Annotated in this window: 15 protein-coding genes; 11 read left to right on the forward strand and 4 right to left on the reverse strand. The window is 41.4% G+C overall.

Translation table 11 applies throughout. From position 1 onward, the window contains the following. Positions 1-16: 16 nt before the first annotated feature. Positions 17-1,387, reverse strand: coding sequence for an oxygen-independent coproporphyrinogen III oxidase (gene hemN, locus DFP76_RS11800; protein WP_113874838.1), 1,371 nt, complete (start codon positions 1,385-1,387; stop codon positions 17-19). A 138-nt stretch (positions 1,388-1,525) separates the two neighbouring features. Here hemN and DFP76_RS11805 point away from each other — a divergent pair, with 138 nt between their 5' ends. After that, positions 1,526-2,122, forward strand: a complete 597-nt coding sequence (locus DFP76_RS11805) for an alpha/beta family hydrolase (RefSeq protein WP_113874839.1) — start codon at positions 1,526-1,528, stop codon at positions 2,120-2,122. Between the two features lie 33 nt (positions 2,123-2,155). Next, positions 2,156-2,389, forward strand: coding sequence for a sulfurtransferase TusA (gene tusA, locus DFP76_RS11810; RefSeq protein ID WP_113874840.1), 234 nt, complete (start codon positions 2,156-2,158; stop codon positions 2,387-2,389). 74 nt (positions 2,390-2,463) lie between these two features. Here the strand turns inward: tusA and DFP76_RS11815 are convergent, their stop codons facing one another. Both DFP76_RS11815 and DFP76_RS11820 read right to left on the reverse strand, forming a co-directional pair. Beyond that, a complete protein-coding gene (locus DFP76_RS11815) occupies positions 2,464-3,057 on the reverse strand; it encodes a CBS domain-containing protein (protein ID WP_113874841.1) in 594 nt (197 codons plus the stop codon). Positions 3,058-3,107: 50 nt separating this feature from the next. Beyond that, entirely contained in the window at positions 3,108-3,407 is a 300-nt protein-coding gene (locus tag DFP76_RS11820; protein ID WP_113874842.1) for a hypothetical protein, read from the reverse strand. A gap of 274 nt (positions 3,408-3,681) precedes the next feature. On the opposite strand from DFP76_RS11820, the gene adhP reads away from it, so the two are divergent. The 3 genes from adhP (at position 3,682) to sdhD (ending at position 5,711) form a co-directional block, all read left to right on the forward strand. Further along, positions 3,682-4,698 (forward strand): alcohol dehydrogenase AdhP, encoded by a 1,017-nt coding sequence (gene adhP, locus DFP76_RS11825; RefSeq protein WP_113874843.1) that lies wholly within the window; start codon positions 3,682-3,684, stop codon positions 4,696-4,698. Between the two features lie 291 nt (positions 4,699-4,989). Next, the gene (gene sdhC, locus DFP76_RS11830; protein ID WP_113874844.1) at positions 4,990-5,370 is read left to right on the forward strand and encodes a succinate dehydrogenase, cytochrome b556 subunit; all 381 of its coding nucleotides are present in this window, start codon (positions 4,990-4,992) and stop codon (positions 5,368-5,370) included. Next, a complete protein-coding gene (sdhD, locus tag DFP76_RS11835) occupies positions 5,361-5,711 on the forward strand; it encodes a succinate dehydrogenase, hydrophobic membrane anchor protein (protein WP_113874845.1) in 351 nt (116 codons plus the stop codon). Before sdhC ends, sdhD begins: the two co-directional genes overlap by 10 nt. Positions 5,712-5,773: 62 nt before the next feature. Here the strand turns inward: sdhD and DFP76_RS11840 are convergent, their stop codons facing one another. Further along, positions 5,774-6,196 (reverse strand): MaoC family dehydratase, encoded by a 423-nt coding sequence (locus tag DFP76_RS11840; protein ID WP_113874846.1) that lies wholly within the window; start codon positions 6,194-6,196, stop codon positions 5,774-5,776. A gap of 78 nt (positions 6,197-6,274) precedes the next feature. Here DFP76_RS11840 and sppA point away from each other — a divergent pair, with 78 nt between their 5' ends. The 6 genes from sppA to yjjG all read left to right on the forward strand — a co-directional run bounded on the left by sppA (position 6,275) and on the right by yjjG (position 11,581). Continuing rightward, entirely contained in the window at positions 6,275-7,285 is a 1,011-nt protein-coding gene (gene sppA / locus DFP76_RS11845) for a signal peptide peptidase SppA (protein ID WP_113874847.1), read from the forward strand. 143 nt (positions 7,286-7,428) lie between these two features. Continuing rightward, positions 7,429-8,196 (forward strand): hypothetical protein, encoded by a 768-nt coding sequence (locus DFP76_RS11850; protein ID WP_113874848.1) that lies wholly within the window; start codon positions 7,429-7,431, stop codon positions 8,194-8,196. Positions 8,197-8,245: 49 nt separating this feature from the next. Next, positions 8,246-9,154 carry a 50S ribosomal protein L3 N(5)-glutamine methyltransferase gene (gene prmB, locus DFP76_RS11855; RefSeq protein ID WP_113874849.1) on the forward strand — a complete coding sequence of 303 codons (909 nt, stop codon included), beginning with the start codon at positions 8,246-8,248 and terminating at the stop codon, positions 9,152-9,154. Positions 9,155-9,163: 9 nt separating this feature from the next. After that, positions 9,164-10,261, forward strand: a complete 1,098-nt coding sequence (gene aroC / locus DFP76_RS11860) for a chorismate synthase (protein WP_113874850.1) — start codon at positions 9,164-9,166, stop codon at positions 10,259-10,261. Positions 10,262-10,336: 75 nt separating this feature from the next. Next, the gene (yjjX, locus tag DFP76_RS11865) at positions 10,337-10,888 is read left to right on the forward strand and encodes an inosine/xanthosine triphosphatase (RefSeq protein ID WP_113874851.1); all 552 of its coding nucleotides are present in this window, start codon (positions 10,337-10,339) and stop codon (positions 10,886-10,888) included. Positions 10,889-10,909: 21 nt separating this feature from the next. Next, positions 10,910-11,581, forward strand: a complete 672-nt coding sequence (yjjG, locus tag DFP76_RS11870; RefSeq protein WP_113874852.1) for a pyrimidine 5'-nucleotidase — start codon at positions 10,910-10,912, stop codon at positions 11,579-11,581. Positions 11,582-12,002 lie beyond the last annotated feature (421 nt).

A 12,002-nucleotide genomic window follows, 5' to 3' on the forward strand; every position in this document is an offset into this window, starting at 1 on the left:
TCTCCCTAATCCTTATCTAGATAACTTTAGAATATTTGATTGTTCCATTAAGGTATTTGTCAAACACCATACAAATCCCACGTATTAACAACCTGCCGCGCTCAGTGACCTGTATCCCTGTCTTATTATGCGAACCAGTAAACTCTAACATGCCATCGTTCAACATAGGTTGGAGCATTTCAAGTTCATTTTTAAAATATTCGAAAAATCTAATATTATATTGGTTTTCAATCTTGTTAAAGCTTAATGAAAATTGAGATATCAAGGTCATTATGACGTCATGACGAATATTGTCATCCTTATGACTGATGTAACCTTTAGCAATGGCTAACTGGCCCTTCTCAATACTGTCTTTATAATGAGATAAATCTACATGGTTCTGCATATAAACACCATGTAGGTTACTTATTCCAGATACGCCAAACGCGATTAAATCTGTATCGGCATGGGTGGTATAGCCTTGAAAATTACGATGGAGGTGACCTGTTTTTTGTGCCACTGCAAGGGAATCTTCAGGTTTAGCAAAGTGATCCATGCCAATGTAGTTATAACCCGCATCCACCAAATATTGGATACTCATCTTTAGTATAGAGAGTTTTTCACTGGCGATTGGCAAACTGTCTTCTGGAATGCGTTTTTGTGCTCGGAATCGATCCGGCAAATGAGCATAATTGAATAGAGAAATCCGCTCAGGTGACAATTTAATGACTTCATCAAGGGTTTTACGGAATGCGACTTCGGACTGGAAGGGTAACCCATAAATCAAATCAAAATTAATGGATTGGATACCGAGTTCACGAGCATCTTTTACCAATTTTGTGACCAAATCGATGGACTGAATACGGTGAATGGTTTGCTGAACCTTCGGATCAAAATCCTGAACACCTAAACTGATTCGATTAATGCCCATCTTAACCAACAGAGCCAGTTTTTCACGATCAATTTCTCTTGGGTCTATTTCAATGCTGTAGTCTTGGGAGCCATCATCAATCAAGTTAAAATTCTGGCGAATGTAACCAAACAAGGTTTTAATGTTTTCCTGACTCAAAAAAGTCGGCGTACCGCCACCAAAATGCAATTGCGTTACTTGACGCTGAGTATCCATCATTAAACTTCTAAGGCGCATTTCTTCCCCTAGCAGTTCAACATAGTCTGTGGCCTTCTGATATTGCTTTGTCACAATCTTATTGCAGGCACAGTAATAACAAAGATTGGCACAAAAAGGGATGTGAAAATATAAGCTTAATGGTGAGTCTGACGGAGCCATCATACGATCAATCAAAGCTATTTTATTGATACCTGAATCAAACTGTGGCGCGGTCGGGTAAGAGGTATAACGAGGGCCGGACAAGTCATACTTTTTAATTAAAGAGTCATCCCAAATCATGCTGTGTTCCTATTAAAATTTCTAATAGGAAGTGTACTCTGTCGTTCTCACTGGTAGCCTGACACAGATCAATAAACTTAGACCATTAGGCGAGAAAACTTTATAATGCAGCTAATTTTTTAAAGACTTCTTAACTTTATGACACTTCCGATTTATTTGGCTCATGGTGCTGGAGCCGGGCATCAAAGTGATTTTTTGATTCAGCTTAGACAAGCGCTGCAGAATGCGTCATCGTTTCAAGTAGCGCCGATTACTTTTGGCTACATGAAACAACAAGAAACCACAGGGAAGCGAAGACCGCCAACTCAATTTAAGACATTGGTTGAAGAGTATGAAAATGCTATCCCAATTGATACAGCTTGCGTCGTATCTGGAAAATCCATGGGGGGGCGTGTCGCAACTCAGTTATCGCAACTTGACCAAGTTAAAGCGATAGTATGTTACGGCTTCCCATTTTATCCACCTAGGAAACCAGAAAAACATCGTTTGTCTTTTCTGGAAAACATAGAAAAACCCTGTTTGATTCTTCAAGGTACTCGAGACTCATTAGGTAATCTGGATTGGGTTAGCCAACAAGAGCTGCCAGAAAATGTAGAGATTCATTGGGTTGAAGGCGCAGATCATGACTTCAAAGTCTTAAAGAAATACAATAAAACCCAAACAGAAGTGATCGAAGAAATTGCTAAAATTACCACTGAGTGGTTGCAAACGAAGCAAATTTTGTCGTCACTCTAATTTTATAGATCAAAATTACTATAGAGGATACACATGGATCACCAAGCTGAGCTTGATGCGACCGGATTACTTTGCCCTGAGCCCGTTATGATGTTGCACGCCAAAATGAGAGAAATCTCAGCTAAAGAAATACTAAAGGTCACAGCAACGGACCCATCAACCACTCGAGACATTCCCAAATTTTGTCAATTTCTCGGCCATACTTTACTTGAGCAAGAACAGAAAGAAGATACTTACTATTACTGGATTGAAAAAAAAGAGGCTTAATCATTAAGCCTCTTTTTTATTAAGCAAGGTTTCTAATAACCACGCTAAAAACAGTCAACTTGTTCGCGTCTTCGTTAAGCCACTCTAAGTTTTTGCGTCGCTTTTTTGTCTTCATCCAACGCAATTGTGTAGATCTGTTGGAAGCTAGAGAAAGACACATCTATGTCCAATCTTAACTCCCGAGCCACATCATTCGATGAGACCAAACCACGAATCGCCTTAGTCGTTTCATCAATGACTAATAAGTGTTGGTAAGGGTTGTTACGCTGACTAAACAGCAGTGATTCAATGTCTGAATTCTTCAATGAATTGTAGGACAGAGCTAAAAGTGTTTCTTTAGAGCGCATGAGGTCAGTGACAAGCAACTCAGATCTCTGATAACCATCCGCTACTTTACGGATAAACACATCTTCAGATAAATCTTCTAAACTGATCACGCCTATAAATTGATTGTTTGAATCCACCACCAACTTCATGCGCACATGCTCTTTACGCATTAAAGTAACCAATTCGTCTGCACGAACATTGGATTCAATTACTCTTGGTCCGCCTGTCGCAAAGTCTGTAAATACCGTGAGAGCAGATGAATACAAATTCGTATTATCGGATGTGTTTGGCCAAGTTAATTCATTAACATCTTTTGTTGAAATATAAGTAAGTGTTTTCATAACGAAACTCCTTCAAAAATTTAGTTTTTTATAAAGCAATTCTGAATACGTTATGAAACGGGTGGTGCTCTTGGCTCAGTTTTATTAATGTCGTAATTAGACGATATCTCAACGGGTGGGATGTATTGGTTGAGTAGGGTGTTATCCAATACATTGCTGTCGCGGTAAGCCAGTAAAAGGCTTTTATCAGAACCAAAGTCTTGATCTGGAACAGAGACTTCACAGAAGCGTTGTTCTAAACTGGGTTCAATCCAGCGTAATTGACTCACTTCTTTCGCATTAGCACGCTGCGTTATCGTCAATAATGACGACAACAAAACCGCTAATATAATGAGTAATTGCACTTTCATATCACACCTAAAGACATGTTCTAAGAAATTAATATAGGCTCGCTTAACCGTAAATCACAGCTTTTTTATTAAATTGCCCTGTATTTGCACTATGTCATGAATTTTTTTGCTCGAAAGCCATCTCAAAGCTTGGAAGATTCGAATAACTGGCTTTTATCCACATACTGGAGCAAGAGGACTTATTCGCCCCTTTCCTTGATCTAGGTCGCATCTTGTTTTGTTTTTATCGACTAACATCAAAGTGTCGAAATCACTCTTTAAATAGGAGAAGATGATGAAAGCGGCTGTCGCAAACCAATTTGGCAACATATTAAAAATAGAAGAGGTAGCCAAACCTCAAATCAACCCTCATCAAGTCTTGGTTAAAATACATGCCTGTGGTGTGTGTCATACGGATTTACATGCCTGCCACGGTGATTGGCCCGTTAAGCCAACCCTACCATTAATTCCTGGTCATGAAGGTGTTGGTGAAGTCATTGAAGTGGGTGCCAATGTTGAGCATTTAAGTATTGGTGACAGAGTTGGCATACCATGGCTGTACAGTGCATGTGGGCATTGTGAATACTGCCTATCTGGCGATGAAAACCTTTGTTTATCTCAACAAAACGCAGGCTATTCTGTCGATGGTAGTTATGCTGAATACTGTGCCGCCCATGGGGACTATGTCGTAAAAGTCCCTGATGGTCTGAATTATGTCGACGCCGCCCCTCTTTTTTGTGCCGGCGTGACGACCTATAAAGCCTTGAAAGTGTCTCAAGCTAAACCGGGGAACTGGGTTGCTATTTTTGGTATCGGCGGGTTAGGGCACCTGGCGGTTCAATATGCTGTTGCCATGGGATTACGAGTGGTTGCAGTCGATACAGGAGACGCAAAGCGTCAATTGGCCAAACAGCTAGGTGCTGAGCAATATTTTGACTTTAAAACAGACGATGTGGTTGATGATATTGTCAACTTAACTGGTGGCGTACATGCAACAGTATGTACCGCAGTAAGCAAAGCTGGATTTAGGCAAAGCTACGATGTGGTCCGTCGAGGCGGCAAATGCGTCCTAGTGGGCTTGCCACCTGAAGACATGCCTTTACCCATTTTTAACACGGTTTTAAACGGTGTTAGCGTAGTAGGCTCAATTGTGGGTACGCGAAAAGATTTAGAAGAGTGTCTTGAATTTGCGGCCCGAGGCAAAGTAAAAGCCATTATTGAAGAGAAACAGTTAGAGGACATTAATGATATTTTCTCTGACATGGAGAAAGGTGAGATTACAGGCCGGATCGTGATGTCACTAACCCAATGATATAAACAGTACTTTTCTCTATAAAAAGAGCCACTTAATTGTGGCTTTTTTTCATTTCGATCCTCATCGTCGAAGAAGTTGTGATCTAAAACACCGCCATTTTCAGTATCTATTTTCACCATTCTAATGATTTTAAGCTCAAAGCTTGTATTTAGCACTCTTGTTCTGCGTCAAATTGTATTAGAATGTGTGCGTTTTTTTAATGTCATGACTATATTGGCATTAGTTAACTAATAATCTTCACCAGATTAAATCATCTCACTGCGTAATGATTGATAAAGGAGCTCACTAATGAGCAAAGCTCGACCGATCAACCTAGATCTGAAGACTATTCGCCTGCCGATTACGGCTATTGCCTCTATCCTGCATCGCATCTCAGCCGTCATTATTTGGGTTGGCTTGGGTATGTCTCTAACAGCAGGTTACTTCTCTTTGCAGTCTGACGACCGCTTTAACTCAATCTTCAACTACATGACTGATAACTTTATTGGTCAGTTTGTTGTCTGGGGTATGCTGACGGCACTGGGTTATTATGTGGTTGCTACTATTAAGCATATCATTCAAGACTTTGGGCACTTTGAAGAATTAGAAAGTGGTATGTTCGTTTCCAAACTCGCGATTGCGGTTGGTATTGTTTTAAGTATTTTATCAGGAGTTTGGGTATGGCTATAAGTGCAGCAGATAAAGCCAGAAGTGGCACAAAAGAATGGTTATTTCAACGCATCACAAATGCCTTAATTTGTGTTTGGGCAATCATTACGGTCGTTTTACTGATAGATAACCAGCCAAGCAATCTTGCGGACTTTTCAGCTTTGCTTGCGCCTATTTGGTACAAGGCATTGTCTAGTGTCGTGTTGATTTTGGCGGCATTCAATTCTGTACTAGCTGGCTGGCAAATTAGTACGGATTACATCAAAGGTCTTGCGATTAATCTGATCTTCAACCTTTTAGTTCGATTGATTAGTCTAGTGTACCTTGTGGTTGGTATGTACGTTTTGTGGGGATTGAGTTAAACACGGATCTTCACTAAAGCCAGAAGGTGTTATCATAAACCATAACACCTTCTGGTTGAATTCTACTGAGCGGCAGGCAACATAATAGTTGCTTCACCTGTCACCACAACTTTCCCTTCACATTCACAAACAGTTTTCAAGGTCACACGACGGCGACGTTCATTTATGTCCGCAACGGTAACTTTTGTGACGACTTCTTGCCCGATAAACACTGGAGAGCGGAACTTAAGAGTTTGCTCCAAATAGATGCAACCAGGACCAGGTAATTGTGTGCCAATGGCTGCAGAGATAAAGCCCGCCGTCAACATGCCGTGTGCAATAGGTTGCCCGAAAGAGGTTGTGGCTGCATAGTCAGCATCTAAATGCACAGGGTTTGTATCGCCTGTTACTTCAGCAAATGCTTGGACGTCTTGTTGCGTAACCGTTTTTCTGTATTCAACCGTTTGATCTAATGTCAGTTCTTCTAATGTAAACCCTGAATTCATTGGTAATCCTTATCGTGAAAATTTCCGCTATGGTACACTTTCAGTTAATACATTAACAAATCTTTAGGGCTTAAATACATGAGTTGGACGGAAGAAGAAGATAAGGCAGCTAAGCAAAATCAACCAACTGTCAATGCAGAAGGTGACTCTAAACAAAACAGCATTGATGCAAACAACGAAATTTGGGCTTTACTCGAAAAAACTTTGCTTGAAAACATGGTTGAAAAAAGACGGGCAAGACGTTGGAAAATTTTCTTTCGATTTACCACTCTAGCCATCTTGGTTGGCATATTAGTCGCTTGGTTTACTCGTAGCGAATTAAGCGAAATGCAAATACAAGGGGATACCGTTGCCATTATACCAATGCAAGGCGTTATTGGTTCAGACGCCGACATTGAATCGTCTGAAATGGTGTCTTTATTGGACAGTGCCTACAGCAACAATCAATTAAAAGGCGTGATCATTGAAATGAATAGCCCTGGGGGAAGCCCAGTGCATTCAGGCATTATTTACGATGCGATCCGTAACAAGCAAGCGGTGTACCCAGATATTCCAATTTTAGTGGTAGTAGAAGACATGGCGGCATCCGGCGGATATTACATTGCGTCTGCTGCCTCTGAAATCTATGCTAATCAGGCGAGTTTGGTCGGTTCTATTGGTGTCATTTCGTCAGGGTTTGAGGCGTCTGAATTGTTGGAAAAAATTGGGGTAGAACGACGAGTTTTCACTGCAGGTCGAAATAAAGCCTTTCTTGATCCATTTACCCCGATGTCAGAGGAAGCTGAGGAAAAATGGCAGTCCGTATTGGACGAAACTCATCAGCAATTTATCGATGCTGTTAAAGCGGGGCGCAAAGATCGCCTTACTGTCACTGATGATGTTTTTTCAGGCATGATATTCACTGGTACCCAAGCCGAAAAAATTGGATTAATTGATGGCTTGGCGAGCATCAATCAACTGCTTGAAACTCGTTTCCCTAATGCTAGACCTATTTTATTCGAGCCTAAAGAAGAGCCTTTAAAGGAATTAGCAAAAGAGTTGGGAGTGGAATTTGCTGTTAAAGCATTGAGCCAATATCAGTGGCAATAAATTTCGTGAGTTTAAAAAAAGCGTCTACGTTAACTAGGCGCTTTTTTTATGTCTCAGTGAAAGTTATATGAAAACATCGCAACAAATGATAAATTAAATAAATATTTTACATTAATTATTTTATCTGTTTTTAAAGAGCTAATATGGCTAGAAAAGCGAACATCTCAAGAAGCGAAATCCTGCAAGCTTGCTGGACCCTTATCGACAAACAGCAATATCCAAACATCCCCAGAGTCGCTCAATACTTTCTCGATAAAGATGGTCGACAGTGCTCGAATACCACCTTGCTAAATGCCATTAACCAATGGCAAAAAGATTACCAAGAACATCAAGAGCAAATCGAACTCAACCTCGACGAACGACTCGCCGCACCTATAAAACAATTCATACGAGAAACGACGAAACAGTTAAATCAGCTAGTTGAAGAAAAAGCCTTTGATGTGGAGGCAGAACGCAAACTCAAACAGTCCGCTATTGATTCTGACTACCTGTCATTAAGTGCGAGTCTTGCGACATTAGAAGAAGCGCATCAAGAATTAAAAGAAGTGCATCATAGTCACCAAATTCAAACGGCCAGCCTTACTCAAGAAAAACAGTACCTAGAAAAACGTCTCAATGAGGTTGCGTCACACAATCAACTATTAAAAAAACAATTAGAAGAAGCGCATAAAGCAAACGAAACATTGCGACTTAATTTGGCGCAGCGAGAGCTAGATCTTGCTAAGCAAGACGTTCAAATCAGCAGCCTGGAGCGGGCACACGCTGAACAACACTTACAACAACAAAACGAACAGCAAAAATTAGAGCAAGCCAATCGACAATGGCAAGAGATTCACAGTCAGCTCGAATCTCTCAACGCATCCGTAAATCAACTACAAGATAAAGACAAAGATAGAGGCAAGGGTAAATAGTCGTTATAATGAAGCACGCTTTTAACGATCCAACCACAAAGAAGAGACAATGAGCCGTAAACAAACAGCCATTCGCGATTTACATAACATCAAAGATTTCATTAGATGGACATTTACGCGCTTTCAAAATGCCAATTTATTCTATGGTCACGGTACCGATAATGCTTGGGATGAAGCCGTCCAGTTGGTTATGGGGGTACTTAAACTGCCGCTGGATTTTGATCGCGACATGTTGGATTGCGCATTAACGCAAAATGAAAAAAAACACATTCTCAAACTGGTTCATCGCCGAATTAACCAACGAGAGCCATTACCATATTTATTAGGTGAAGCTTGGTTCATGGGCTTACCGTTTCACGTTACTAAAGATACTCTCATTCCTAGGTCACCCATATTATCGTTACTTGAGACCGAGTTTTCACCTTGGCTAATGCATTACCCATTCAACATCTTAGACATGTGCACTGGCTCTGGCTGTCTTGGTATTGCAGCAGCCTTGATCTTTGAGGATTCAGAGGTCGATCTGAGCGATATCAGTGAGGCAGCTTTAACCGTCGCACAGCAAAACATTCAGCGTCATGACGTTGAAGATCGAGTTCGCACCATACATTCGGATATGTTTGCGGGTTTAGGAGACAAGCAGTACGATCTTATTATTTGTAACCCGCCATATGTCGATCAAGATGATTTTGAAAGCGCGCCAGAAGAGTTCCATAACGAGCCAGAAATCGCCCTAACATCAGGCGAAGACGGTTTGGATTTTACGCATCAATTTTTATCAAAAGCCGCACATTACTTAAATGATGATGGCATTCTGGTGTACGAAGTTGGCAATTCTGAAGTGGCTCTGCAAGCCGCATACCCAGACACCCCATTTATGTGGATGGAGCTGGAACAGGGCGGTAATGGCGTGTTCATTTTAACCAAAGAACAATTAATCGAATTATTAAACGAGTAGAATAAACCTATGTCAGGCAATACGTTCGGAACCCTATTTAAAGTCACCACATTTGGTGAAAGTCATGGCTTAGCATTAGGCGCTATCGTAGATGGCTGCCCTCCAGGTATTGAAATCTGTGAAGCCGATTTACAGCGTGATCTGGATCTTAGAAAACCAGGCACGTCAAAACACACGACACAGCGCCGTGAAGCAGACGAGGTTAAAATCTTATCCGGCGTGTTCGAAGGAAAAACAACCGGCACACCGATTGGCTTGCTGATTGAAAACACCGATCAACGCTCAAAAGATTATGGCAACATCGCCAATACTTTTAGACCAGCACATGCCGACTACACTTACGATCAAAAGTACGGTTTCCGAGACTATCGAGGTGGCGGTCGCTCTTCAGCACGGGAAACCGCCATGCGAGTTGCAGCTGGTGCCATCGCTAAAAAGTACTTAAAACAAACTTTCGGCATCGAAATACAAGGCTATTTATCACAACTTGGCCCCATCAAACTGGCGGTTAAAGACCTATCTCAAGTCTACGAAAATAGCTTCTTTAGCCCAGACCCAGACGCCATTCCAGAATTGGAAACATACATGACGGCGCTGCGCAGAGAAGGCGACTCGATTGGCGCTAAAATTACGGTAATCGCCAAAAATGTCATGCCAGGACTTGGTGCACCCGTATTCGATCGCTTGGATGCTGACATAGCTAAAGCCATGATGGGCATCAATGCGGTTAAAGGGGTTGAAATTGGAGATGGTTTCGATGTCATTGAGCAAAAAGGCAGCCAACATAGAGATGAAATGACACCAGAAGGCTTTCTGACAAACCATGCTGGCGGTGTATTGGGTGGTATCTCATCAGGCCAAGACATTGTCGTTAACATGGCATTAAAACCTACTTCCAGTATTACCACACCAGGTAAAAGCATCGATCGTGATGGCAATGCTATCGACGTCATTACTAAGGGACGTCACGATCCTTGTGTCGGCATTCGTGCGACACCAATCGCAGAAGCCATGTTAGCCATCACGCTAATTGACCACTTGCTGCGTCATCGAGGTCAAAATGCCGATGTAATGTGTCCAACACCAATCATTAAAGGGCAAGCGTAGCTGTAAGCAAGCTCAAAAGCCGCAATCTTTGGTTGCGGCTTTTTTCGTTTCAAACGGTATATTAATGAGGAACACATGACTTCCGTGATTCGCATTCAAGTTGGCTCAACCAACCCTGTAAAAGTCGCCGCGGCCAAGCAGGCTTTTGAGCAATGTCATCCTGATCATATTATTCATTGTGAAGGTCGGTCGACGCCATCTGGTGTAGCGGATCAGCCAATGACAGAGTCAGAAACACGCCTTGGCGCGGTTAATAGAGCACTAACTTGCCAGCAAGATGACTTCAACAAGCAATTCGATTTTTATATTTCTATGGAAGGTGGCGTTGATCAGTTTGAGGAGGGCGCTGCAACCTTTGCTTATATTGCGATTGTGGATCAAAAAGGAGCCCAACACATAGGTCGAACCGCTAATTTACCACTTCCAGATCAGCTATTTAAACGACTTCAAAATCAAGAAGAATTAGGGCCTATAATGGACGAAACCTTTAACACAGAGAACATTCGTCAAAAAGGCGGCGCGATTGGTTTATTCACCAATCACGCTGCAACGAGACAAAGTGTCTATTCACAAGCCATTATTTTGGCCTTAGCACCAATTCTACATCCTCAACACTTTTCACATTAATCACGAAAAAGAAGCCTAACGATGAAGTATCAGTGGATACTATTTGACGCCGACGAAACCTTATTTCACTTCGATAATTTTTCAGGGCTGAAACGCATGTTTAGCCAGTATGGCGTCACCTTTGAAAAAGACGATTTCCAAGCCTATCAAGACATCAATAAGCCACTTTGGGTCGATTATCAGAACGGAAAAATAAGTGCTTCAGAGCTGCAAACTAGACGATTTGATTATTGGGCAGAAAAACTCAAGGTGAGTTCCAGTCAGCTTAATCAAGAATTTCTTCATGCCATGGCGGAGATTTGTCAGACATTACCTGGAGCGGATGAACTGATCAAAAGCCTTTATCAGTCTGGCGTTAAAATGGCCATCATCACCAATGGTTTTACACAGTTACAAGAAATTCGTTTGAAAAAGACTGGCATGAGCCAATATTTTGAACACCTGATCATTTCAGAGCAAGTTGGTGTCGCAAAGCCAGACGCAAGAATATTCGAGTATGCTTTTGATAAAATGGCGCAACCGAACAAAGAAAACGTACTCATGGTTGGCGATACGCTGGAATCTGACATCTTGGGAGGTAACCAGTTTGGTGTCGACACATGCTGGCTCAATCATCATAAACTCGAAGGGCATGAAAACACTAAGCCAACGTATACCGTTAATCATTTGGCCGAACTGAAGAATCATCTATAAAACCATGTGTAACGAATTAGAGTCAAAATAGGACTCTAATTTACCTATACTATTTCCGATAAATGTTATTATCGGAAATAGTAAATATTCATAAATCACCCACAGTTTTGGTTGTAAACTATGTTATTCAATGAGTTAAGTTAGTTATTAAGAAAAATTATCTAGCCTAATCATGTTATTGATTAACACCCCCTGATGTTTCACGCACTACTTTGAAAACACAATTTGCATCTAGTACTGCGCGAACCATCAAAGTTTGTTTTGCATTTCGGACGTTTAATTATCCCAGTTTGGAGCGAAGTCTGGATTTGCTTGGCGATCGTTTCTGTAATCCCCCCAAAAAATGATTGGGGTTTTAAGTAGAGAGTTTTATGATCAATGCATCAGGAGCGATCTATGAAGAAGTCACGTTTTACCGAAA

Origin of the sequence: Marinomonas aquiplantarum, assembly GCF_003314975.1 — a bacterium.
GTDB classification, from domain to species: domain Bacteria; phylum Pseudomonadota; class Gammaproteobacteria; order Pseudomonadales; family Marinomonadaceae; genus Marinomonas; species Marinomonas aquiplantarum.